Consider the following 24,643-nt stretch of genomic DNA (forward strand, 5'->3'; position numbering starts at 1 on the left):
GGGTCCTTTTTTATGGGGGCAACTGGTCCTTGAGGGATTTGATGTCGCGTCGTTGCTTCTTGCTGGGTCGTTTGTCGGGCCGTGGGGTGCTGTGGTATTCCATTTTTCGCAACAAGGCCTGAGACTCCCGCTGTTGTCTGCTGGCTGGGGTTTCTTGGTACAGGGTTTGGGCGATGGTTGCTGAGCCCCGACGGTCTGACAGTCCCGTCACTTCCACTTCCCACACCACATCATTTTTACGGATGCGCAACAAATCGCCAATCTGGACTGTTCTGGATGGTTTGCACTTTTGCCCGTCCAGCTTGATTTTACCTTGTTCAACTTGTTTCTTGGCCAGTGAGCGGGTTTTGAAAAAGCGGGCAGCCCACAGCCATTTATCGATTCTGATCATGACTTTATTTTAAGTAAAAAAAGACCCCGGGCCAAGCCGGGGTCTGGTTCAATCAAAGGTCAAACGGAATCAGGGTGATTGCACACACTGGAAGCCGTTGAACCAAATGACGTCAGGATCGCCCACTGGAGGCGCGGGATCACAAACAGGACCACTGATCACAGGGATCAAACAAATCTCGTTCATGTTACCGGTATCGAAGCCGGCGTTGTCACTGACATTGATGGTCCAGTTACCGGACAACTCAACGCCATTGAAACCAGCCAATGCTTGTTCTGGTGACACCACACCGCCAATGGCTGGTGGGGTGGCCGCACATTCGGATTCAACCGGCGTGCCACTGGCGTCATCAAAGATGGCATCGACGTCGTCATTACCACAGCCAAAGCCAGTGCCGGTGAAGCCTGGACGATCCATCAAGATCACAGAAGGACCACCGTCTTTGGTCAAAGTGAAGATCAAGTCACCCACCCAAGTGTGGCTCACGTCCATATCAACCGTCATGGTGTCGATGGTACCAGAATCACCCACACTGAATCCAAAGTCATCACCTGGAGGGTTGTTGTCAGTGATCGCTTGGTTGATCACGAAACACAACTCAGTTGAGGTGGTGAAGGAGAAGGTGGGAGAGGTGGCGCCGGTACCACAGATGTTGTCGGTGGTGACGCGCCAGTAGTATTGGGTGTCAGACATCAGTCCCACAGTGGCGGTGAACGAATTGGTGCCGACGGTGGCCGATTCAATGATGTTGCTGAAACCGGGATCATCTGAAATTTCAATGGTGTAAGACGAAGCCCCGGCCACGGCACCCCAGCTGTAGGCCACAGCTGAACCCGATACGCCGGTGGCGGCATCAGGTGGTGAGGTCAATGCAGCAGCACCTGGAACGGCATCAACCACAGAAATGTTGATGTCCAAAGTGCGGTCATCAGCCGGTGCAGATTCGCCCAAAATGGTGGCCACGTAATCACCACCAGCAACGGTATCGGCGATGGTGAAGTCGGCGTCAAATGAACCGCCAACAGCCACTGGATTGGCACTGAACACACCATTGATGCCAGCAGGCAGGGCTGGTGAGAAGCTCAAGTCCACGTTGCCAGTGAAACCACTGACTGCACCGATGTTCACGGTGGAAGTTTCCATCGCAGGACCTGTGGCGTTACAGACTTCCAGGTTGTTGTCTGATGATGACAGGGTGAAACCAGGATCGCCACAAGCATCAAATTTCATGGTGCTCACACGGGTCGACCAGTTGGCTCCAGTTTGGTATTCACCGGTGAAGACAAAGGTACAGCCATCTACCGGATCCACTGACATGGAAGCATAGTCTCCCCAGCGACCACTGGTGTTGGCGCCTGAGCCAATGACCAAGTCGGTTTCGGTTTGTGACATCACACCCAAGGTATCACCTGCCATGCGACCGGTGTATTTCAGACTGGCTGAAATGGGGGTGCTGCCATCGGTGTCGGTGATGCTGTGCGCCATGGCGATGTTACCCGATGAGTCCATCGAGATGCCGGCAACCAAACGGTTTTCAGTGGCATCGGTGGTGTCGGCATAGGTGCCTTCCTGGTGCAAGTCCCAAGTACCACCCAAACCACCCACACGGCGCAATTCAAACCAGCGCAAGCCAGCTTGTACTGGTGAACAGCCGTTGGTGATGTTGGTGGGCAACACGCCAACCAAGGCCTCGTGACTGCCAAAGTTGATGTACTGCAAGCGATTCAAAATCACTTCACGGATCGCGTCCAGACGTGCACCACTGCCCGGTTGTGGGACGGTGGCAAAAGTGGTGAAATCCAAGAAGCAGGAGTTGAAGTCTGAGAAATCCACACTCACGGTGTTGATCGCTGAGTTGGCTGGGGTGTCCCAGTCAACGGTGAATTCAATGATTTCAAGGATGTCAACGCCTGGGCGGTTGGTGTAGTTGCTGTGTGCTTCTTCATCCACGTGACGCATGATGATGCCTGGGGCACCGGCTGGCGGAGCATTGGTGCCCGGCCACATGTCCCAATCGGCTGGGGCTGCGGCTTGGAAGCCGTAACCGGCCAAGCTGACCAAGGAGAATTTTTGCATGGGTCTGGCGGCAGCTCCCAACAACATGTTTTCGCGGTCGAAGGCATAGATTGGACGGGTGGAGTTATTGGCACCACCGTAGTAAGCGTCTGACCAAATACCAAAGTGTGGATAATCCGGGAATTGGGTGTCACTGAATCCATAATGGAACCAGCCACCACCGACAGGATCATCGGTTTGTGAAATGTAGAAACACATGAAGTTACCGCTGTTGCTGAACTCCTGCATGAACCAACGCTCGGCGTCCTCATCGTACAGAATGATGGGATCACCCAGACCACTGGCACATTGTCCAGAGCCCAATGATTCCATGGCGATCGGCCCAGCCACAGTGGCGCCGGTGTTCTTGTCAAGAATCTCAAACAAGGCACCACCGCCACCGTTGATCGATTGGATGATGTAGTTCTTACCAATGTCTGACACCGGATCGGGTGGGTTGACCCCACTGAACCCTTGGCCATCCTGATTCAAAATCGGGGTGGTGAACACCCGATTTGATGACGTTGGGAAGTTGGTTTGACGCTCGGCCAGGACATCGGCTTCGATGTCGACCATGGCCGGTGATTTTTCATCATCAGGGGTGAAGTGTCGACGTGGCACTTCTTTGATGGGATCACCGGGTTGCCAAGCTCTGGCCACCGGCATTTTGCGCAAATCTATGTTGACCACGTGTGGGGTTACTGGACCGCCCACTTGTTCAACGAACATACTTGGTGTGACGCTTTCGCTGGGTTTCTGATCATCAGCAGCAGACACCAAGGTGGCCGCCAAAGATGTCGTCAACAGCGAAGTCACTAAGATGACTTTTCTTTTCATCGTATTTCCTCTCACTCTTTCAAAATTCAGCCCGCAGGCTGGGGTTAAACTAACAAATCTATTATTTTTATTGTGGGTACACACGAAGGGCGATTTGCCCCCGTTTACTGGTGGCTTCAATTGGGTTTCCACCACCATTGGCTTTTACGGTCACGTGTTTGTTGGGTTCTTGGCTCATGTCTCTTTTCATTTGGGTGGAAAAATCCGAAATGATGTCACCTGAAGTGGCCATGGTCACGTCATTTTTCGAATGGTCACCAATCCACAGATCGATCAAGCCAGAAACCGTTTTAAAAGTTTGTTTTTCGGTCGACTCAATGTCGATCAGGTTGGCAATGATTTCACCACTGACGGTACTGGCTTGCACGGTGTTTTTGTTGTCGCGCAAGAACACCTGGCCAGACTGTGTGCTCAGGACCACCGGGTCACGCATCTTCCTGGCTTCTGCCAGGCCATGTTCGGTGGTGGCATACACCGTGCGCCCTTGAGGCACGAACACCGTGAAATCAATCCGGGCTTTGTCATTTTGTTTCAGGTCAATCAGTTCACCAGTGGCTTTGTTGATGCGTTCAACACCCAAGAAATAAGTGTCGCCCTCAACCCGTTCTGCAACTTGGACATGCCCAACAGATTCAATGTGCTGGACCATGGCAATCAGTTCAAATTCATCAGCGTAGCCACCAAATCGCAAGCGGATGTCACCAATGGGGTTGTCGATCCGCACCACTTTGGCGGTGGTGGTTTTTTTCCAGGTGTATTTTTCTATTTGATTGACTTCTGCCAGAGAAGTGGTGGTGAGCAGGGTAAATAATAAGGTCAACAAGCACTGAAATTGGGGTGATTTCATGAATTATTAGGGTGTTTGGTGTCATTCAAAGACGGCCAGTGTAGTACAAAAGACTATTGGGTTCAATCAATCAAACCCTTTTTTATGAATAATACTTTAGATTTTTTTAATCTAGCGCTAAGTGATTGATTTTAGGTGATTCTCTCAAACGATCGTTTCAATAAATCACAGCTCTTTCTTGGGTGGAACCAGCAAGTTTCCAACCAACAGCCCCACCGAAATGGCCACCGCGATCAACACCGCATTGAAAGCCGCTTGTACCCCGGTCATGGTGTCATTGGTGTACATGGCGGACAATGAATTGAAGCCGATGCTGCCAGGCACCAGTAAGATGATGCCTGGGATGTGCATCACCGAGGCTGGGTTGGAGCTGAGTCTGGAATAGATGTTGCCGGCCACTGAAATCAGCATCACCGCCACCAGTGATTTGAAGGGTTGCTCAATCCATAGCCCAATCAAACTGGATCCGGAATAAGCCAAGCCGATGGATAAAAAGATCCAAAACGTATCGGCCATGCGTGACTTGAACAACACCGAAAAACACAAAGCCGTGATCACCAGGGCCAAGTAGGTGAACCATTCTGGTACGCCTGGCAATTGATTGACTTGGGTCTCGCCGTATATCGTCTGCGCTATCAAGTAGCCCAGTGCCAAGCCAAAAGAAAGCAAGAACAATGTGGTCACCGCACCGGCCATGCGGCTGCTGCCTGAAACCAAATGGCCGGTTGACAATTCCCGCATGGCCACTGTGATGCCCAGGCCAGGGACCAAGATGATCAAGCCGGCCAAAGAGACCAAAAAATGGTCTGTGGTTTGCCAGTAATGGCTGATGGAAACGGCCAAAAAGCCGACCACCATGGCGGCCATGGGGGCCAACAGTTGTGACAGGTATTTATAAGGTGCACTGTAAATGGTGATGATGCCGGTGACCAAGCCCAGCAAGCCAGCCACCGCCACATCATGCCAACTGCCAGAGAACAAAGTGGTGAAACCGCTGCCAACCAAACCAAAGCACAGAGCGAACAACCAATTGGGGTATTCAGCGGGTTTGCTGGTGATGTCTTTGATGGCATGTAAGGCCACATCCAGATCCAACTCGTCATTTTCCAGTTGATTGATGACCGAATTGATGGTGTGCATGGTGTTGAGGTTGATGTCGTTGGGATTGGTCTTGATCATGTAGGAGCGCTGGTTGTACTCATCCTCTCCAATGCTGGCCAAAACCGCTGTGGGCATGGCAAAGAAACTGGCCTCCAATTCGAATTTATCGGCGATCACCTGCATGTAGGATTCCAAGCGATGGGCTGGCGCCCCCGCTTCCGAAATGGCGCGACAAATTTTCAGCAGGATGTTGGCTTGTTTGCGTCGGGTTTCGCGGTCACGTTTGCGGATGACGGTTTTCAGCGACTCGGGTTTTTCTGCGGCCATGGACATAATGGATGATTCTGATCAACAGCAATGTTAACCCGATTCCGGTGTAGATCAAAGGTTCTGTGAGGTCTGATTTTACCAGCCAAAGAAAATGCAGGCAGCCCAAGCCAATAACCAGATAGATGGTTTGGTGCAATCGTTTCCAGGCTTTACCGAGTTTGCGGATCATGCGCTTATTCGAGGTGATGGCCATCGGCAGCATCAACAACCAGGCGAGCATGCCCACAGTGATGTAAGGCCGCTCAATCACGTCCTCCAGGAAATGGCCCCAGTCCAAGCCCAGATCCAACCACACATAAATCACCATATGCAATGAGGCGTAAAAGAAGGTGAACAGGCCCAGCATGCGCCTGATTCGAATAAACAGTGCGGAACCCGTGAGGATTTTCAGTGGTGTCATGGCCAATGTCACCAACAAGATGCGCAAGGTCCAAATGCCGGTGCGGTGCAACAGTTCTTCAATTGGATCGGCGGTTAAATTGTGTTGAAAACCGTCGTACACCATCCACCCCAATGGCAACATACAGGCGGTGAATACCGCCACTTTCAGACTGGTGATGTGTTTCATGTTCAATAGTATCGGCTCAAATCCATGCCCTTGTACAAGTCGGCGACATAATCGCCATAGCCATTGAACATTTGCGTTTTGATGCGGCTGTTGAACAAAGAAAAACCGCCGGTGATGCGGCGCTCGGTGGCCTGTGACCAACGGGGGTGATCCACCTGCGGATTGACGTTGGCATAAAAGCCATATTCTTGTGGTGCGATGGCTTGCCATGAATTGACGGGTTGTTGGTCGAGAAATTTGATTTTGACGATTGATTTGATGCCTTTGAAACCGTACTTCCAGGGCACAATCAGGCGCAGTGGGGCGCCATTTTGGTTGGGCAGTTTTTTGCCATACATGCCCACAGTCATTAAGGTCAGTTCATTCATGGCTTCATCCAGGCGCAAACCTTCGCGGTAAGGCCAGGGAATTGAACGGCCGCGTTGACCGGGCATCTGTTTGGGGTCATACAGGGTTTCGAAGTAAATGTATTTGGCGGCACTGAGTGGCTGACAAAATTTCACCAAGTCGGCCAGTTTAAACCCCAACCAGGGAATCACCATGGACCAAGCCTCGACACAACGCATGCGGTAGATGCGTTCTTCCAGTTGAAATTGCTTGACCAGTTGTTCGATGTCGAATTGCCCTTTGTTTTCGCACAAGCCTTCAATGGTCACGGTCCACGGAGCGGTTTTCAGTGACCCGGCATTTTCTGCTGGATCTGATTTGGACAAACCAAATTCATAAAAATTATTGTACGTGGTGGCGTCTTTTTCTGAGGTCAGCTCATCGATCACAAAAGCATCATTGGTTTGGTGCTTGGGTAAGGTCAATGACCAGGCCGATGGACTCATCAAGGCAGCGGTGCCCATCACCCCGGCCTGAATCAATTGGCGGCGGTTGAGGTAAGTGGCTTCATCGGTGACCTGGTGGTCCACATGGGTGTTTTTGAATTTCATCACGTAAGGCTTGGTATTTTTCGCAAATATAATACAATTCAAGACACGCCAATGTGAAAATCCTTACAAATAAATGACCACATATAACTTTTCTGCCGGCCCGGCCGTGTTGCCCCTGTCCGTCAAACAACAAATTGAGGCCGACCTGTACGATTGGCGGGGCACCGGTTGTTCGGTGATGGAAGTGTCCCACCGCAGTCAAGAATTCATCGACATGGCCACCGACAATGAGCACTTGCTCAGAGAATTGTTAAACATTTCCGATGAGTATGCCGTCATGTTGATCCCTGGGGGCGCCCGCATGCAATATGCCATGCTGCCAATCAACTGTTCCACCAGCAATGGTCATGCCATCTATGCCATCAATGGACATTGGGGTAAGTTGGCGATGCAGGAAGCCGGGCGCTTCACCCAAGTGACCACCACCGCGCCAGTCAGTCAGGAGGCTTATACCCACATCCCGGCATTCGACGCCACTGCGGTGAATCCCCAAGCCGATTATTTTCATTACACCAGCAACGAAACCTTGGAAGGGGTGCAGTGGCACCAAGTGCCTGACAGCCAAGGCGTGCCGCTGTGTTGTGACATGACTTCAGATTTACTGACCCGTGAATTTGCGTTGGATCCGTTTGCCATGATTTATGCCAGTGCCCAAAAAAACATGGGCATCGCCGGCATCACCCTGGTGATCATGCGCCATGAAATGATTGGACGGTCTGATAATTTGATCCCTGTGATGACCGATTATGCGACTTATGCCCGCACGCATTCTTTTTACAACACCCCGCCAACTTTTCCTTGGTATGTGATGCGTTTGGTGCTGCAGTGGGTTAAACAACAGGGCGGGGTGGCGGCCATGCAGGCCTTGAATCACCAAAAATCTGCACTGCTGTATGAATTCATAGACAGCAGTGGTTTTTATCTGAATAAAGTGGATCCGAGCTGTCGCTCAGAAGTCAATGTGCCTTTTTGGTTGCATGATGAAGCGTTGAACCAACGGTTTTTGGAAGCCAGTTCTGCCGCTGGCCTGAAAGCGTTGAAAGGGCACAAGGCGGTAGGTGGCATGCGGGCCAGTATTTACAACGCCATGCCAATGGCAGGCCTCGAAGCCCTGGTGTCATTCATGCAAGAATTTGAGCGTACCCATGGCTGATTTAGGACAAATGAACCGCCTCACAGTGCTGCGGGTGCTGGACATTGGGGCCATACTGGACGGCAACAAATTGGGTGACATTTTGTTACCAGCCAGGCAAATGCCTGATACTTTGCGTGAAGGCAGCGAGCTGGACGTGTTTGTGTACTTGGATTCTGAGGACCAACCCATCGCCACCACCGCCCAACCCAAGGTGATGGTGGGGCAATGTGCCTATCTGAAAGTGGTGGATGTCAATCCAGTGGGAGCGTTCATGGATTGGGGGCTGCCCAAGGACCTGCTGTTGCCTTATGCTGAACAGGCCAAAAAATTACAACCCGGTATGCACAAAGTGGTTTACGTGTATGTTGATCGGGCATCCTCCAGGATCACCGCCTCGGCCCGACTGGACAAACACTTGCATGAAGAGAACCGCCATTTCGTCCCGGGTCAAGCGGTGGATGTGCTGTTCTGTGGTCACAGTGATTTGGGCTACAAAGGTGTGATCAATAACACCCACCTGGGTTTATTGCATCACAGCGATGTGATGCAGCCGGTCAGAATTGGTCAGCGAACCACTGCCTACATCAAATCCATCCATCCCAGCGGGAAAATCAACCTGGCCCTTCACTTGCCCAATAAAAAACAATTGGGCGAATTGGCAGAACAGATTCTGGCTGACTTAGAGGCCAATGGGGGTGAATCACTGCTGACCGATCGCAGCAGTCCCGAGGACATCAAACGAAAATGGCAGGTCAGTAAGGGCAGTTACAAAAAAGCCTTGGGTGCCCTGTACAAAAACCGAAAAATCATCATTTTGCCAGACCGAATTCAATTGAATGACAGCGACTGAACCGGTGTCGCAAAATTTGCATTGGTTAACAAAACTGTGAATCTCTTGTGCTAATATGCTCACGTGTGTATGGTTGATGGTGATCAACCATTTGTAGTCAGTCAGTGTGTAGCGAGTAGTCCGCCATGAAGGTGTTTGTGACCACCAATCAAAAATCAGCAGCGACGGTATGCGTGTGGTTGCCAATGATCGCTTTGTTGAGTTTGTTGGGCTTGCTTGTGGGTCCGGTCCATGCCATCAATGATGAACAATGGCAAGTCGAACACATCCAAATCGAAGATGGCTTACCCGATTCGACCATTTACTCTGTGGTCCAAGACCAGTCCGGATTCATCTGGCTGGGCACCACCAGTGGTTTGGCCCGTTATGATGGTTACGCTTTCAAGTCCCTGAAACACGACGGGGCAGATCCCAACACGATTTCAAACAACAATGCCGGCAACATCTTTGTCGACTCCAAAAACCGCCTGTGGGTGGGCACCTTTGGCGGTGGGGCCAATTTGATGGACCTCGAGACCGGTGAACTCAGGCGCTTTCCTTATTCCAGCAGCCAATTCCAAACCATGGTCTCGGAAAATGTGCAAACCTTTCATGAAGACCCCTTGGGTCAAGTGTGGATCGGAACAGCCACCGGCTTGTATCGTTTTGATGAACAAAACATCAAATTCTACGCTTCTGGTTTGACGGCCTCCGGTGATGAGCCATATCGGGTATGGGACATCGTGGGCGATGAGCAACGACTTTGGTTGGGCACTTCAGATGGCTTGTATGAGGTCAACCCCATCAACGGGGGGTTCAAGCACCATCAATTGCCATTGAACTTACAAATCGACATCACTTCCAATCAGTTTCGCACCTTGCATTTAAAAGGTGATGCCTTGTGGATCGGTTCTTCCAGTGGCCTGTATCGATTTGACCTGAGAACGGCAGAGTTCAGCTTCCATGAAGCGACAGGCAACAACCTCAAAATCAATGACTTGTATGAAACCGATCAAGGTGATTTGTTGGTGGCCAGCATGGAAGGCTTGTATTTATTTGATTTGGCCAACGATCAATTCATGCAGCGCGAGGCGGGGCAGTTGTGGCAAGCCATGGGTCACGTGGATGTGCGCAACATCAACGTCGATCACTCAGGCATCATGTGGCTGGCCACGCGTGACAACGGTTTGTTTAAAATTGATTTGGCCGGAGGTTTGTTCAAGCACCACCCGAATTACCTGGCTGACGAATGGCTCACTGAAAAAGCCAAACAAGTGTGGTCAATTGAATACGATGCCGATGGCCTGATCTATTTCGGCACCTCTGAGACGGTGTTCAGAAGACACCTGGATGGGACCTATGACCGCATCACCACAGCAGAAGGGGACCCAATCGATGGTTTCATCAGAGACATTGAGACGACAGCGGCAGAAGGCTTGTGGATTGCTGGCAGCACGGGTTTGTATTTTCTCAATCGTGACAGCTCGGTGGCTGCAGCCGTCACCACCCCCTTTGACTTGGTAGGCATCGATCCAGCCGATATCTTTTCCATTGAGATCGATGATGATGGCGAAATGTGGCTGGCCTTGTATAACTTGGGCATATTGCGGTGGAACCGGGCGGCCAACACCGCCGAGTTGATGCAGTCATATGCGGCCGGCTCTTTGATTGATGTGAACATCACCCACATCAAGAAAGACCGTTTGAATAACCTGTGGATCAGCAGCAATTTGGTGGGTTTGTTTCGGTTTGATAAAGCGGTCAATCAGCTGACCTTATACCGTCACGATTACAACGACAAAACCAGCATCGCTTCCAATCGCATCAAAGATGTGGTTGAAGACAGCAGTGGCCGGCTATGGATCGCCACGCCCATGGGGTTGAGCCAGTATCACCATGATCGCAATGAATTCACCAACTACGCCAAAACCGAAGGTTTGATCAACAATCGGATCAATTTCATCATCGAAGATTCACAACAAACCCTCTGGCTGGGTAACAAGTTTGGCTTGACCAAATTCAATCCTGAACGCCAAGAATTCAAGAATTACTTGTTGAACACTGCGATACGACACGATGGCATGATCACCCGCTCAACCACCATTGATGACCGTGACGTCATTTGGTTGGGCAGCGCCAATGGTTATTACACCTTCAATCCCGATGACAACCAAGACAACAGTGAGTTTGTGCCGCCCCTTATTTTGACCGAGGTCAGGGTGGACAACCGGCCTTGGCGTCCAGGTAAATTGTTGTTTGAAGAATCGGCCTTTACCCTGAACCCTGAAAATCAGGTGATCAGCTTTGACATCGCGGTTTTGGACTACAAAGCGCCCGAACAAATTCAGTACTTGTATCGTTTGGAGGGCTTGCACGACAATTGGTTGGATGTCAGCAACACCCGTCGCATTGATTTGAAAGACTTGACCCCCGGCGCTTATCAGCTGGACATCATGGCGCACAACAACGACGGTCGTTGGGAGGAACAAAGTTTGCGCTTCCAAATCAAAGTGTTGCCGGTGTGGTGGGAGCGCACCTGGGTCAGGGCGCTGGCGGTGATCCTGTTTTTGCTGCTGGCCATCTTGTTGCACAACTACCGCACGTTCAAAATCAAACGCCAAAACTTGATGTTGGAACAAGAGGTGAGTAACCGAACTTTGGAGTTACAAAACCTCAATGAACAACTTGAGATGGCGGCCAATTCAGATTACCTCACGGGTTTGCCCAACCGCATGGCCTTCATCAATGCCTATGAAGAATTACTGAAACAGCGGGATGCCAACCCGTTTGGGGGTTGCATCGTGATGGGTGACGTCGATCATTTCAAATCGATCAATGACCGCTTTGGGCACAATGCCGGTGATGAGGTGTTGGTTCAAGTCAGCCAATTGGTGCAACAATCGTTGCGGGAAGAAGACTTGATTGCGCGGTGGGGTGGTGAAGAATTTATTTTTTACTTTGCCGACAAAGACGCCACCGCCACCGCCAATTTGATTGAACGCATCCGCGACACCGTCGAAAACAGTGTGCTTGATTACCAAGGGGAGGGCATCCAAGTGACCATGACTTTCGGCATCAGCCAACGGCAAGCAGGCATGAGTCTGATTGACTGCATCAATGCCGCGGATGAGGCCATGTACGCCGGTAAGCGCTCAGGTCGCAACCAAGTGGTGGTGGCTTAACGGTTCGGGTTGCTTGGGTTGAAATCCAAATGGACTCTCAACCGCAACAGCGGTCAAGAGTCCAATCATTTCGATCAGACGGCATCCGAGCCGTCGGCAAAATCTTCAAACAAATAGGTGCTCAAGTAGCGTTCGCCGGTGTCTGGCAACATGGCCAAGATGACCGAGCCGGCTGGGGCTTTGGCTGCTGTGGCCAAGGCTGCTGCAAAGGTGGCGCCGGCTGAAATGCCACACAAAATACCTTCTTTGGAAGCCAATGACAAGGCCGCCGATTTGGCCTGATGTTCATCAATTGGAATCAAGTCATCATAGATGCTTCGGTTCATCACATCGGCGACAAAATCTGGCGTCCAGCCTTGTAATTTGTGCGGTGACCATTCTTTGCCCGCCAATAATTGGGCTTCCACCGGCTCGGTGGCCACAATGGTGATGTCTGGTCTGGCCAGTTTCAACATTTCTCCGGCCCCGGTGATGGTGCCGCCTGTGCCATAACCGCTGACATAGTAATCCAGTCGTTGGCCAGCAAAATCGCGCAAAATCTCCGGCCCGGTGGTTGACCGGTGGTAGGCGGGGTTGGCTTCATTTTCAAATTGACGGGCCAAAAACCACCCGCGTTCATGCGCCAATTCCTCGGCCTTGGCGACCATGCCAGAACCCCTGGCTTCGGCTGGGGTCAGCACCACTTTGGCACCCAATGCGCGCATCAATTTGCGCCGTTCAATAGAAAAGGTTTCACTCATCACCGCCACAAACGGATAGCCTTTGGCGGCACAGACCATGGCCAGGGCAATGCCGGTGTTGCCGGAAGTGGCTTCCACCACGGTTTGGCCTGGTGACAATTCGCCTTTGGCTTCGGCGTCGGCGATGATGGCGTGGGCCAAACGGTCTTTGACTGAGGCCAAGGGATTGAAATATTCAGCTTTCACATACATGGTCACATGTTCAGGGGCGATGTGGTTGATGCGGATGATGGGGGTGTTGCCGATGGTTTCTAATATGTTGTTATAAATCATGGGATACTCATTAAGCAGTTTTCAATAATTCAGCCTGGTTTGGGTGGGCCACATGGGGGGCAAACCAATCCAGTTGTTGCGCATATGCGGCCACCTCGCCAATGACAATCAGGGCCGGTGACTTGATGGCATGGTCTCTTATCATAGCAGTTAATTGGTGTAATTGTCCGGTGACGGTGCGTTGTTCTGGTCGGGTGCCATTTTCAATGACGGCAAGGGGCACGGCGGGGTCTTTGCCATGGCTGATCAATTGGCGAACCAGCTCATCGGCCTTGATCAAGCCCATGTACACGGCCAAGGTCTGTTGATTTTTGGCATAGAACTGCCAGTCAATGGCATCTTTGGAGTCGCTGCAATGGGCGGTGATGAAGGCCAAACCCTGGGCGTGATCGCGGTGCGTCAATGGAATTCCTGCATAGGCTGCACAGCCCACAGCCGCGGTGATGCCTGGCACGATTTCAAAGTCGATTTGTTCGGCTTTGAGGGCTTGTATTTCTTCACCGCCGCGACCGAACACAAACGGGTCACCGCCTTTTAAACGGCACACGTGCTTGCCCAAACGGGCCTGTTTGATCAACAGTTGATTGATCGTTTGCTGTTTGGTTAAGTGCTTGCCTGCCTGTTTGCCCACATCTATCAACTCAGCATCTTGTCGAATCATGGCCATGATGTCGGTTGCAATCAAATGGTCATGCAGCACCACATCGGCGCTTTGCAGCACTTTGATGGCTTTGATCGTGAGCAAATCTGGATCACCGGGCCCAGCGCCAACCAAGCTGACCCGACCTTCGGTTTGGTTAACCGCTTCGATGTGTTGCTCAATTTGTGCTGAATTGGGGGTACGGTATTGGCCGCGCAACAGGCGCAAGCTGCCATGCGACCAATCAAAGAAGCGGTCCCAAAACCGACGTCGGTTGTTAAAACTTGGCACCCGTTGCTTGATGGTTGGTCGCCACTGGTTGGCTTGTTCAGCGATTTGTCCCAAATTCTTGGGCAACAAGTATTCGATTTTCTGTTTGATCATGCGGGCCAACACCGGGGCGGTGCCGGCGGTGCTGATGGCCACCTTGACCGGTCCACGATTGACCACGGCTGGGGTGATGAAATCACAACGGGGTGGTTCATCTACGGTGTTGATCAACCAACCACGCGTGGCGGTGTATTGATGGATTTGGGCGTTGAGCTGGGGGTCATCGGTGGCTGCAATCACCAACTTGGGTCGCGGCAGTTGTTGCAGCACCTGTAGGTCCTGCAGGTCATGTGTGATCAATTTGATCGGTTGGTGTTGAGCCGCCTGCTTGATGTCGGCATGGAAGGAGGCCGCCACACAATGCACCTCGGCGCCGGCTTGACACAATGATTTGATTTTTCGCCATGCCACGGCACCACCACCGATGACCCAAACAGGCTGTTGTTCAATGTTGAGATTGATTGGCAAATACTTCATGGCTCATATTCTCGATACAATGGGCTCAATATAACCATCTGGCCGGCTGATCCAAAATAGTTTAAAAGCATGGGTATATAACAAATAGTTATCAGACGTTTAGACGTCTATATTGTTTATTTGTGATCAGGCTGTTATGATCCGGTCTCATAGACCACAGCAACACCAAAGTGTCATGAAATTGCAACAACTCAGATTTTTTGTCGCCGTTTGTCATTCCGGCTTGAATGTGACTGCAGCGGCCAAACAACTGTTCACTTCACAACCTGGGGTATCCAGACAGGTGCGCCTGTTGGAAGATGAATTGGGTTTCAGTCTGTTTGTCAGACAGGGTAAAGCCCTGGTGGCTCTGACCCACGCCGGAAAAGAAGTGTTGCGGCGGTCCGAACGCATCCTCAAAGAGGTGGAAAACATCAAAGCCTTCAGTCATGAACTGACCAATGACCGCAATGGGCAATTGAACATCGCCACCACCCACACCCAAGCCCGATACGTGTTGCCATCGGTGCTGAAACAATTGCATGAGGTGTATCCGTCGATCAAAGTCAATTTATTGCAAGGCACATCGCAACAGAACCTGAAATCTTTGCGCGAGGGTGAAGTGGACTTCGTGATCAGCTCCGGCGGCACCGAAGAGGCCACCGACTTGGTGAAACTGGATTTGTATAAGTGGCAGCGCAAAATCGTGGTGCCCAAAGGCCATGTCTTGGCCCAACAAGACAGCATCACCCTGGCCGAATTGTCTGGGCATCCATTGATCGTCTATGTGGGCAATGACCAACAAAACTCCAGCCTGGTTCAGGCTTTCCAAGCAGCGGGTTTGGACTACCAAATTGTGTTCACAGCCCGTGATTCTGATGTCATCAAAACCTATGTCAGATCTGGTCTGGGGGTGGGCATCATTGCATCCATGGCGGTCGACAAACAGCACGACTCAGACCTGCATGCCCTGGACACGGTGGGCATTTTGCCGTTGAGCGCCACCTGGTTGGCGTTCAACCCCAGTTTGTTTTTGCGTGGCTTCATGCATGAATTCATTCAATTGTTTGCCCCCCATGTGAAGCGGGAGCAGGTGCAGTCTGCCATTGACAACAAGCTGTTGTTGATTGATCCCCAAAAGCAAACAGAGCCGATTGATTCTGCTTGGCAGTAGCCAATTGATTTGCGGTCCTTTTCAGGTTGGTGGTTTTATTTCAATGCCGAAGCCGATTTGATTGAATTGCATCAATGACCCCAATGAGCTTGTCATATTCTTGAATTCGGTCACTGATTCAAACGTTCGTTTAAAATTGTATTGACAACGCAAGTGTACTCTGTTAAAAAAATGTGAACAGGCCGTCAGAGCCTGACACACAACAAAAGAGAGGGTATTATGAACAGTCATCGAGTATCGACGACCGTCATGTTGGTTTTGCTACTGATCAGTGGATCATCCGCAGCCTCATGGTGGAACAACAACTACACCAAAACCAAGCATCCCATTGTTCTGGTCCATGGTTTGTTTGGTTTTGACCAAGCCTTTGGCATTTACAACTATTTTTATCGCATCCCTGGGGCCTTGGCTGATGACGGTGCCACCGTCTATGTGGCCGACGTCTCAGCGGCCAACTCCAGTGAACTGCGCGGTGAACAGTTGTTAGCTCAACTGGAGCTGTTACAAGCCTTGTATGGTCATCAAAAATTCAATTTAATCGGCCATTCTCATGGGGCACCCACGGTGCGCTATGTGGCGTCGGTGCGTCCTGAGTTGGTGGCCTCAGTCACTTCCGTGGGCGGCCCCAACACCGGCAGTCCGGTGGCCGATGCGGTGCAAACCGTGGCACCACCTGGGTCCTTCATCGAAACGGTGCTGGCTGCCACGGCCACGGCATTGGCGGAATTGATCGAGTGGGCTTCTGGCAATGACAGTGCCCCACAAGACGTGTTGGCGGCTTTGGGGGCTTTGACCAGCACCGGCGCGGCTCAATTCAATCAAAATTTCCCTGAAGGCATGCCCAACTCACCCTGCGGTGAAGGGGCTTATGCGGTCAATGGGGTGAAATACTACTCTTTCAGTGGCACCCGCACGGTCACCAATGCGCTCGATCCGATCGATGCACTGTTGGGGCTGACGGGGCTACTGTTTTATGGCGAAGCCAATGACGGTTTGGTGGGACGATGTTCTTCACATCTGGGTCGTGTGCTGCGAGACAACTACAAATGGAATCACGGAGATCAAGTGAATCAGGCTTTTGGGATCAGGGGCTTATTCACTTCGAGTCCAGTGGCGGTCTACCGGGCACACGCAAACAGATTAAAAAATGAGGGTTTATGAACCGTGAAATTTAAATACACCGCCTTAACGATCACCATCATCATCACCATCATCGCGTCCGTGAGCTGGTGGCAAATGGGGGTTGCTGCCAAAACGGTTCGGGTTCTCGAGCAGCCACTGTTGCGTGACACCCAGTTACCGGTCACACATTTCAGTCGGTCCCCCAGCACTGTCACAATGGCTGAGCAAGCCGATGCTTCCATGGCACAAGCGGTTGCCGTCACTTCACTGGCCGGCACCTCACCCGATGGGGCGGTCAATATTGATGCGCACGGTAATGTGTTGATAGATCAAGACTTGCACCGTTTGTTCGACTACTGTTTGACCGCGGTGGGAGAGCTGTCACCTGAGCAAATCAGACACCAACTGTTGACCACTGCCAGTGATTTCTTGTCACTGAGTCAGTTGGAACAGCTGCGTGATCATTTTGATAACTACCTGGAATATTTGCAGGCGGCCGATCATATGGCGCTGTCCAGCTTACCCAGCGATGATTTGGCCACGCAACTGGAGGCCATCAAAAAGTTGCGTCGGGATTACCTGGGTTCAGCCATGGCTGACGCTTTCTTTGCCGAAGAAGAAGCTTATGCCGGTTATGCCATGTCTGGTCAGTTATCAGAAGTGGAGGCCTCTGATGCGGTGAAACTGAAATGGCTGCAAGCCGAAGAGCAGGCCACTGCCTTTCATGACGTGTTGTTGGAAAATCAATTGTTCAATGAGGTGGCTTTGGCAGCCAGTGACCGCTTGACCGTTCGGGCGGAAACTTATGGCACCGAAGTGGCCTTGAAATTGGCTGCCTTGGATGCCCAACAACAATTGTGGCAAGCCGAAGTGGACCAATACCTGACCACCCGCCTTGAACTGGCGCATGATGCGGTGTTGTTGGCCGCCTATGAGGAAGCCATCGAGCCGCGAAAACTGCGGCGTTTGCAGGCCCATTACCGAGCCGAGTTTAACTAAGACCTGTTACATGAACCACCCGGTCGTTTCTGACAGCCGGGTGTTTTTTTTTGCTCATCACATTTTCACCCCATGTGCGACAAAATCAGGGTTTTGCACGACGCCGCCATTTTGAATTTGAGCCCAGCACACCAACAATCTGCGAACCAAACCCACTGGACCCTGTTGGCCATCCGTCATGCCATGGTGGCCGATGCCCATGCCATGCCGGTGCATTGGTATTACCGCAAAGCAGACATTGAGCGGGCTTTCCCGGATGGCTTGGATGGCCTGTATGCGGCACCCGCGCAGCACCCCAGTGCCATCATGTCTTTACACTCCAAGCAACACGGCGGACGACACCGCTTGGGCGCGCAACAAGCCGACGTGGTGGGGGCGGTGATCTTACATGACAAGGCTGAATTTTGGGATCGGCCAGGGGTGCATTACCACCAAGGCCTGCAAGCCGGTGACAACACCCTCAATGCCCACACCGTGTTGTGGTTATTACAAGCCATGGTTGACAGGGGTGGCAGTTACCAGGAGTCGGCTTTTTTGCAGCATTACGTGAATAAAATGACGGCCCAGCCACCACAGCACCCAGACACCTATGCCGAATCTTACCACCGGGGATTTTTTGCCAATTGGGCCAGCGGCCAAAGTGCAGCGGCATGTGCCGCCGTCACGCACGACACGCCTTCGGTGGGCGGTTTGGTCAGAATCGGGCCATTGGCGCTGCTGTTGTTGCATCAAGGCATGGCTGTGGCCGATGTCAAAACGGTGGTGGCGCGACACCTGGACTTAACCCACCCCGATGCGGCTTTGAAAAAGGTCTGTTTCCAGTATGTGGATCTGATCAGCGGTTTACTGGCTGCCGCTGACCCAGCCGCCGCTGAACGGTTGTTGCAACAACATTTACTGACCGCAGCGGGGCGCCATTTCAAACGCAAACCCGTGGCACAATGGTCTGATGCAGCAGTGCTTGGTGGCTTGTATTCAACCGCTTGTTACATCCGTGATGCCTGGCCCAGTGTGTTGTATCTGGCCAATAAATACCATCACGACCTGCGCCAAGCCTTACAAGTCAATGCCCAATTGGGGGGCGACAACGTCCACCGAGGTGCGGTGTTGGCTTTGCTCATCACTTTGATCAACCCCCAGCCACTGGATGACTGGTATGCGCAGTTGACCCTGGCCGCTGAATTGGATGCCTGTTTGGCGGCATTGGGGCTGTTGTCATGATGAAACGGTTGCAATGGCTGCTCACCCTGGTTGTGATGTTGACGATGCTGGCTTTGGTCAGTGGTTGTTGGCGCTCAGCCCAATATCAAAAACCTGCGGTGGCCGCTCCGCACCATGGTCCAGATCGCTTCATCAGCCAGTCGCAAAAAAGCGACTCGCCGTTTTGGGATTACCTCAAAATGCGTTGGCGGGAAGGGCGCATCGAGTCGGCCTCAGCCAACGACATACAAGCGGTCATGGTGGCGGTTGATCAGGCATTGATCCAAGCCGAGACGCCAGAGCCGAGGGTCACTTGGTTGGGACATGCTGCGGTGTTGGTGCAATACCAAGGCGTCAGTTTTTTGACCGATCCGCATTTGAGCGACCATGCCTCTCCTTTGCCATTTGGCGGCCCCAGCCGGGTGGTGCCACCGGCGTTGACGGTCGAGCAATTGCCTGAGGTTGATTTCGTGGTGATCTCACACAACCACTACGACCACCTGGATCACGAAACCGTGGTCGCTTTGGGCAATCGGGTGCATTGGTATGTGCCGTTGGGCATTCAACAATGGTTGTTGAAGAGGGGCATTGATTCTGACAACATCACCGAGTTGGATTGGTGGCAGAGCGAGTCATTTGGGCCTGGTATTGAGGTGGTGGCCACCCCTTCACAACATTGGTCCAAACGCACCCCGTTTGACACCAACAAAACCCTGTGGGCCAGCTGGCACATCAACATCCATGGCTTCAAGACCTGGTTTGCTGGAGACACCGGCTACCACGCCCAACGCTTTCAACAAATCGGCCAACAATTGGGCCCCCATGACCTGGCTTTGATCCCGATTGGTGCTTATGGCCCTCGGTATTTCATGTTGCCTCAACATGTTGATCCGGCACAAGCCGTACAAACCCATTTGGACGTCAAATCCAAACACAGTGTGGGCATCCATTGGGGGACATTTGAATTAACCCATGAGCCATTCTTGGCGCCCAGAAAATTACTGGAGGAATCAGCCAAAGAGCTGTCTCATGGGGTGTTTGAAACTTTGCAAGTGGGCCAAACGCGGTTGTTGACACTGCAAGTGGAATAGGCCGGGGCCGCCCTGAGGCTATTGGCCGCGTAATTTTCGGTCGTATTCGGTGTTGCTTTTGCTGAGGTCTTCGTCGGTGGGCAGGGGTTGGCCAGTGTAGGCATGCAGGAAGGCTTCACACAACAATTCGCTGTTGGTGGCATGTTTCAGATTGGCCACCTGTCGGCGGGTGCGTTCATCGGTCAGAATTTTCAACACATCAAACGGGATGGAGACCGTGATCTTCTTGACCCGCTCACTCTTTTTGCCATGTGGCACATAAGGATTGATGTATTTGCCGTTCCAAGCCATATAAACGTCCAGATTGATAAAACCATCATTTTATCATGAAGCCGAGTGAATTCAACGTTCACTTTTTCTTGTAGGACAGGAAGAATCCTTCCAAGTCACCATTTTCGGTGTAGGGGTTGATGCCGACCAATTCATAGCCAGCGGCACCGAATTCGGCATGGATTTTGGTCATCTTTTTGGCCGCCAGGTTTTTTCTGGTCAGCTTGTTCACATCCATGAACACCGTCATGGCCGGTAAGTTGTTGGCTTGGGCGTATTCGGCATCGGATTTGGCGGTGGCCCAGCTTTGCCACAGCATCAGGCTGGTGAAGATCATGGCTTGGTACAGTTTCATGCGTTGCTCCGGTTTTGATTTGTCGTTCAGGGCATTGTATTTACTGACAGGGGTCCAATACAATAGTGCATTTTGAACAATTGGACAGTCAATGAACACGGTTTTAACAGGAATCACCACCACCGGCACCCCGCATTTGGGTAATTACGTGGGTGCCATCAAACCCGCCATCAAACGCAGTCAAGACGAGGCGGTTAACAGTTATTTCTTTTTGGCCGATCACCACGCCCTGATCAAATGCTGGGAACCTGAGCGGGTGGCACAATCCACCAAGGAAATTGCTGCCACGTGGTTGGCTTTGGGCCTGGATACCGACCAGACATTCTTCTACCGCCAATCAGACATTCCAGAGATCACCGAGTTGACCTGGCTGTTGACTTGCATGACCGCCAAAGGCTTGATGAACCGGTCGCATGCCTACAAAGCGCAGGTGGCCGAAAACACCGAAAAAGGGGAAGAAGATCCGGACAAAGGCATCACCATGGGCCTGTTCAGTTATCCGGTGTTGATGGCCGCTGACATCCTGATGTTCAATGCCACTGAAGTGCCGGTGGGCAAAGACCAAACCCAGCACCTGGAAATGGCGCGTGACATCGGTGCCCGTTTCAATCACCATTTTGGTGAGCACTTCGTGATGCCCAAAACCGTGGTGGATGACAACGTAGCGGTGTTGCCTGGTTTGGATGGTCGAAAAATGAGTAAGTCTTACAACAACACCATCCCTTTGTGGTTGCCAGAGAAACAACTGCGAAAACACATCATGAAGATCAAAACCAACTCCTTGGAGCCCGGTGAACCGAAAGATCCCCATGATTCTTTTGTGTTTGATATCTACAAAGCCTTTGCATCTGAACAACAAGTGAATGAAATGAAGGCCGAATTTGCCAACGGCATCGCATGGGGTGCGGCCAAGCAAGTGCTTTTTGAGATGATCAACACAGAATTGCAAGAGGCCCGGGAAAAATACCAAGAATTGATCAACAACCCCGCTATAATTGAACAGGAGTTAAAAAAGGGTGCGGCCAAAGCCCGAGCCTATGCCACGCCATTTTTGGTGCGATTGAAGGAGGCAGTGGGGATCCGGCCAATCAAATAATTGCAGTATCGAAAAGAGGTGAAGTATGGTCGATTTTAAATTTGGACAAGTGATGTCCACCTTGTGGAAAACCAAAGAGTTTGTGCTGTTTCGGTTTTTGATCTACATGGGAATCACCTTGGCCTACATCATCGGCACGGGGACCGGTGGCGGCATCGGCTATTTGATCGGCAGTGTCGGTGATGGCAAAGAAGGCGGTTTGTTTTATGGCATGGTCGGCGGCTTCACCTTGGTCAGCGGCATTCTGTACTACGTGCGGGAATATTTGCTGTATTTGGTTAAAGCCGGACACATCGCGGTGATCGTCAAACATTTGGACGGTGAACCCATGCCTGATGGCCAAGGCCAAATCAAATATGCCCAACAAGTGGTGAAATCGCGCTTCAAAGAATCATCGGTGTTGTTTGGCGTCGACCAATTGATTAAAGGGGTGCTGAAAACGTTCAATCGCATCTTTTCCGGGGTCATGTCGTTCCTGCCGGTGCTGCCCCAAGGCTTGGTAAATTTCATCAATGCCGTGATCAACATGTCTTTGACTTATGTGGATGAAGTGATCTTGGCATACTACATCAGGAACAATTCTGAAAATCCCTGGGAAGACTCACGCAAAGCCTTGGTGCTGTATGCGCAGAATTACAAAACTTTTCTGAAAAACGCCTTGTTCTTGACCATCATCACATGGGTCTTGTCTTTGCTGGTGCTGGTTATGGTGTTTGCCCCATTGGCGGGCCTGCTCGGCTTGATTGGTTATGACGGCAATGTGTGGGTGTTGGTGTTGGCCATCGTCACCGCTTGGGGCATCAAAGCCGCGTTGATCGATCCGATTGCCATGACCGCGTTGATGCAGGTGTTTTTCAAAGTCACCGAAGGGCAGGAACCGAATCCAGAATGGGAGGCCAAGTTGGAACGGGGTTCGAAGAAATTCGTGGCCCTCAAAGACAAAGCCCTGGGTTGGGCCAAATCGAAAATGGGTGGTGGTCGCACGCCAGATGCCAACGCCGAATAAACCCTGCCATGCCAAACCCCACACGGGCCTTCATGGGCGGCGTTGACTGGTGCAAGATTTCACCCACCGAGTCATCACCCTGATTGGCCAAATCCCGGCAGGCCAGGTGGCCACCTACGGACAAATCGCGACCATGGCTGGTAACCACCGGGCTGCCAGGCAGGTGTCCCGGGTGTTGCACAGCTGCAGCCAAAAGTATCAACTGCCCTGGCATCGGGTGATCGGTGCCGGTGGTCGCATCACCATTCCCAAAGACCTGCCCAGCCACCAAAGACAACTGAAAAAGCTGCAATCAGAAGGCATACAAATGGGTCTCGGTGATACAATAGATCTGTCAATTTACCAATGGCCAGGAACCACCCCAGACCCACATGATCAAAACGTCTGAATACATCAAACGTCGCCAACAACTGATGAAAATTGCCGGCGCCAACTCCATCACCTTGTTGGGCAGTCGGCCTGAATACTTGCGCAATGGCGATGTGCACTATGGCTACCGTCAGGACAGTGATTTTTATTACTTGTCTGGTTTCAATGAGCCCGACGCGGTGTTGGTCTTGCTGCCTGGTAACCGCACAGAAAAGCAGGTGTTGTTTTGCCGTGAAGCCGATCCCAAAAAAATCATGTGGGACGGCCCCATGGTGGGCACCCAAGGCGCGGTTGATCACTATGGCTTTGATGCGGCTTATGACATCAAAGAAATTGATCGGCGGATGCCTTTGCTGTTGGAAGGCTGTGAAAAGGTCTGCTTCAAGATTGGCGACAACAACGATTTTCATCAACGCATCGCCTTGTGGATCAAAGCCATCGAAACCCGCCAAGGGCAAAAATCCAAAGCCCCCGAGGAGTTCATGTCAATCAGCCACGTCATCCATGACATGCGTTTGTACAAATCACCGGCTGAAATCAAATGCCTGAAAAAATCCGCCGACATCGCGGCCGCTGCTCACATCCGCATGATGCAAAGCTGCCAGGCTGGCCAATATGAGTATGACTTGCAGGCAGAATACAGCAAACACCTGATCAGCCACCGATCACACAGCAGTTACCCACCCATCATTGGCAGTGGTGAAAACGGCAACATCTTGCACTATATCAACAACGATCAACAGTTGCATGACGGTGATTTGGTGTTGATTGATGCCGGTGCCGAATATGATTATTACGCTTCAGACATCACCCGCACATTTCCGGTCAATGGTTGTTTCAATGCCCGCCAAAAGGACTTGTATGAAGTGGTGTTGCAGGCCCAAACCGACGCCATTGATGCGGTCCAAGTCGGCAGTCATTGGAATGACTTTCATGACGCAGCGGTGAAAACCATCAGCCAGGGTTTGCTTGACTTGAACATCATCAAAGGCAGTTTGGCCCAGGTGTTGGAAGAAAAAACCTATTCTCACTACTACATGCACATGACCGGCCATTGGTTGGGTTTGGATGTGCATGACTGCGGCGATTATCGGGTGGATGACTTGTGGGTGGAATTGGAAGACAACATGGTGTTGACGGTTGAACCCGGCATCTACATCAGTGAGCATTCCAAGGCACCGAAAAAATGGCGGGGTATGGGCATCCGCATTGAGGACGATGTGCAGGTGACCAAAAAAGGTCCGGTGGTGCTGAGTAAAAATGCGCCCAAGCAAATCGCCGACATCGAACACATTATGAGAGGATAACC

At 51.6% G+C, this 24,643-nt stretch carries 22 protein-coding genes; 12 read left to right on the top strand and 10 right to left on the bottom strand.

What is annotated here, in order from left to right; all coding sequences use genetic code 11:
• Nucleotides 1-10: 10 nt before the first annotated feature.
• The 6 genes from K7G70_RS09830 to msrP form a co-directional block, all read right to left on the bottom strand.
• On the bottom strand, nt 11-391 hold the full coding sequence (locus K7G70_RS09830) for an RNA-binding S4 domain-containing protein (protein WP_223788465.1): 381 nt from the start codon (nt 389-391) through the stop codon (nt 11-13).
• 69 nt (nt 392-460) lie between these two features.
• On the bottom strand, nt 461-3,283 hold the full coding sequence (locus K7G70_RS09835) for a hypothetical protein (protein ID WP_223788466.1): 2,823 nt from the start codon (nt 3,281-3,283) through the stop codon (nt 461-463).
• A gap of 67 nt (nt 3,284-3,350) precedes the next feature.
• Nucleotides 3,351-4,130, bottom strand: a complete 780-nt coding sequence (locus tag K7G70_RS09840; RefSeq protein ID WP_223788467.1) for a DUF4097 family beta strand repeat-containing protein — start codon at nt 4,128-4,130, stop codon at nt 3,351-3,353.
• A gap of 165 nt (nt 4,131-4,295) precedes the next feature.
• A complete protein-coding gene (locus tag K7G70_RS09845; RefSeq protein WP_223788468.1) occupies nt 4,296-5,558 on the bottom strand; it encodes a threonine/serine exporter family protein in 1,263 nt (420 codons plus the stop codon).
• Nucleotides 5,509-6,129, bottom strand: coding sequence for a protein-methionine-sulfoxide reductase heme-binding subunit MsrQ (msrQ, locus tag K7G70_RS09850; RefSeq protein WP_223788469.1), 621 nt, complete (start codon nt 6,127-6,129; stop codon nt 5,509-5,511). The genes K7G70_RS09845 and msrQ overlap by 50 nt, the downstream gene beginning before the upstream one ends.
• Nucleotides 6,130-6,131: 2 nt before the next feature.
• Nucleotides 6,132-7,067, bottom strand: a complete 936-nt coding sequence (msrP, locus tag K7G70_RS09855) for a protein-methionine-sulfoxide reductase catalytic subunit MsrP (RefSeq protein WP_223788470.1) — start codon at nt 7,065-7,067, stop codon at nt 6,132-6,134.
• A gap of 73 nt (nt 7,068-7,140) precedes the next feature.
• Between msrP and serC the strand changes: the two genes are divergently transcribed.
• From serC to K7G70_RS09870, 3 genes are all read left to right on the top strand, one after another.
• A complete protein-coding gene (gene serC, locus K7G70_RS09860; protein ID WP_223788471.1) occupies nt 7,141-8,220 on the top strand; it encodes a 3-phosphoserine/phosphohydroxythreonine transaminase in 1,080 nt (359 codons plus the stop codon).
• The gene (locus K7G70_RS09865; protein ID WP_223788472.1) at nt 8,213-9,052 is read left to right on the top strand and encodes a CvfB family protein; all 840 of its coding nucleotides are present in this window, start codon (nt 8,213-8,215) and stop codon (nt 9,050-9,052) included. Before serC ends, K7G70_RS09865 begins: the two co-directional genes overlap by 8 nt.
• Before the next feature lie 125 nt (nt 9,053-9,177).
• On the top strand, nt 9,178-12,213 hold the full coding sequence (locus K7G70_RS09870; RefSeq protein ID WP_223788473.1) for a ligand-binding sensor domain-containing protein: 3,036 nt from the start codon (nt 9,178-9,180) through the stop codon (nt 12,211-12,213).
• Between the two features lie 74 nt (nt 12,214-12,287).
• Here the strand turns inward: K7G70_RS09870 and cysK are convergent, their stop codons facing one another.
• Both cysK and cysG read right to left on the bottom strand, forming a co-directional pair.
• Entirely contained in the window at nt 12,288-13,226 is a 939-nt protein-coding gene (cysK, locus tag K7G70_RS09875; protein ID WP_223788474.1) for a cysteine synthase A, read from the bottom strand.
• Between the two features lie 10 nt (nt 13,227-13,236).
• The gene (gene cysG, locus K7G70_RS09880; RefSeq protein ID WP_223788475.1) at nt 13,237-14,673 is read right to left on the bottom strand and encodes a siroheme synthase CysG; all 1,437 of its coding nucleotides are present in this window, start codon (nt 14,671-14,673) and stop codon (nt 13,237-13,239) included.
• Between the two features lie 175 nt (nt 14,674-14,848).
• Between cysG and K7G70_RS09885 the strand changes: the two genes are divergently transcribed.
• From K7G70_RS09885 to K7G70_RS09905, 5 genes are all read left to right on the top strand, one after another.
• Nucleotides 14,849-15,826, top strand: a complete 978-nt coding sequence (locus K7G70_RS09885) for a LysR substrate-binding domain-containing protein (RefSeq protein WP_223788476.1) — start codon at nt 14,849-14,851, stop codon at nt 15,824-15,826.
• A gap of 249 nt (nt 15,827-16,075) precedes the next feature.
• A complete protein-coding gene (locus K7G70_RS09890; protein ID WP_223788477.1) occupies nt 16,076-16,987 on the top strand; it encodes a lipase family alpha/beta hydrolase in 912 nt (303 codons plus the stop codon).
• A gap of 3 nt (nt 16,988-16,990) precedes the next feature.
• Nucleotides 16,991-17,947 (top strand): lipase secretion chaperone, encoded by a 957-nt coding sequence (locus K7G70_RS09895; RefSeq protein WP_223788478.1) that lies wholly within the window; start codon nt 16,991-16,993, stop codon nt 17,945-17,947.
• A 117-nt stretch (nt 17,948-18,064) separates the two neighbouring features.
• A complete protein-coding gene (locus K7G70_RS09900; RefSeq protein WP_223788479.1) occupies nt 18,065-19,168 on the top strand; it encodes an ADP-ribosylglycohydrolase family protein in 1,104 nt (367 codons plus the stop codon).
• Nucleotides 19,165-20,238 (top strand): MBL fold metallo-hydrolase, encoded by a 1,074-nt coding sequence (locus K7G70_RS09905; RefSeq protein ID WP_223788480.1) that lies wholly within the window; start codon nt 19,165-19,167, stop codon nt 20,236-20,238. The genes K7G70_RS09900 and K7G70_RS09905 overlap by 4 nt, the downstream gene beginning before the upstream one ends.
• A gap of 18 nt (nt 20,239-20,256) precedes the next feature.
• Here the strand turns inward: K7G70_RS09905 and metJ are convergent, their stop codons facing one another.
• Together metJ and K7G70_RS09915 are read right to left on the bottom strand one after the other, a co-directional pair.
• On the bottom strand, nt 20,257-20,529 hold the full coding sequence (metJ, locus tag K7G70_RS09910; protein ID WP_223788481.1) for a met regulon transcriptional regulator MetJ: 273 nt from the start codon (nt 20,527-20,529) through the stop codon (nt 20,257-20,259).
• Between the two features lie 58 nt (nt 20,530-20,587).
• Entirely contained in the window at nt 20,588-20,863 is a 276-nt protein-coding gene (locus K7G70_RS09915; RefSeq protein WP_223788482.1) for a hypothetical protein, read from the bottom strand.
• Nucleotides 20,864-20,954: 91 nt separating this feature from the next.
• Here K7G70_RS09915 and trpS point away from each other — a divergent pair, with 91 nt between their 5' ends.
• From trpS to K7G70_RS09935, 4 genes are read left to right on the top strand one after another with little or no spacing between them, the layout of a single operon-like run.
• Complete coding sequence (gene trpS, locus K7G70_RS09920) at nt 20,955-21,959, top strand: tryptophan--tRNA ligase (RefSeq protein ID WP_223788483.1); 1,005 nt, start codon at nt 20,955-20,957, stop codon at nt 21,957-21,959.
• 25 nt (nt 21,960-21,984) lie between these two features.
• On the top strand, nt 21,985-22,965 hold the full coding sequence (locus tag K7G70_RS09925) for a hypothetical protein (RefSeq protein ID WP_223788484.1): 981 nt from the start codon (nt 21,985-21,987) through the stop codon (nt 22,963-22,965).
• Between the two features lie 49 nt (nt 22,966-23,014).
• A complete protein-coding gene (locus K7G70_RS09930) occupies nt 23,015-23,353 on the top strand; it encodes an MGMT family protein (RefSeq protein WP_223788485.1) in 339 nt (112 codons plus the stop codon).
• Nucleotides 23,337-24,641 (top strand): aminopeptidase P N-terminal domain-containing protein, encoded by a 1,305-nt coding sequence (locus K7G70_RS09935; protein WP_223788486.1) that lies wholly within the window; start codon nt 23,337-23,339, stop codon nt 24,639-24,641. The genes K7G70_RS09930 and K7G70_RS09935 overlap by 17 nt, the downstream gene beginning before the upstream one ends.
• Nucleotides 24,642-24,643: the final 2 nt, after the last annotated feature.

The organism is Marinicella meishanensis, from assembly GCF_019931145.1.
GTDB lineage: Bacteria > Pseudomonadota > Gammaproteobacteria > Xanthomonadales > Marinicellaceae > Marinicella > Marinicella meishanensis.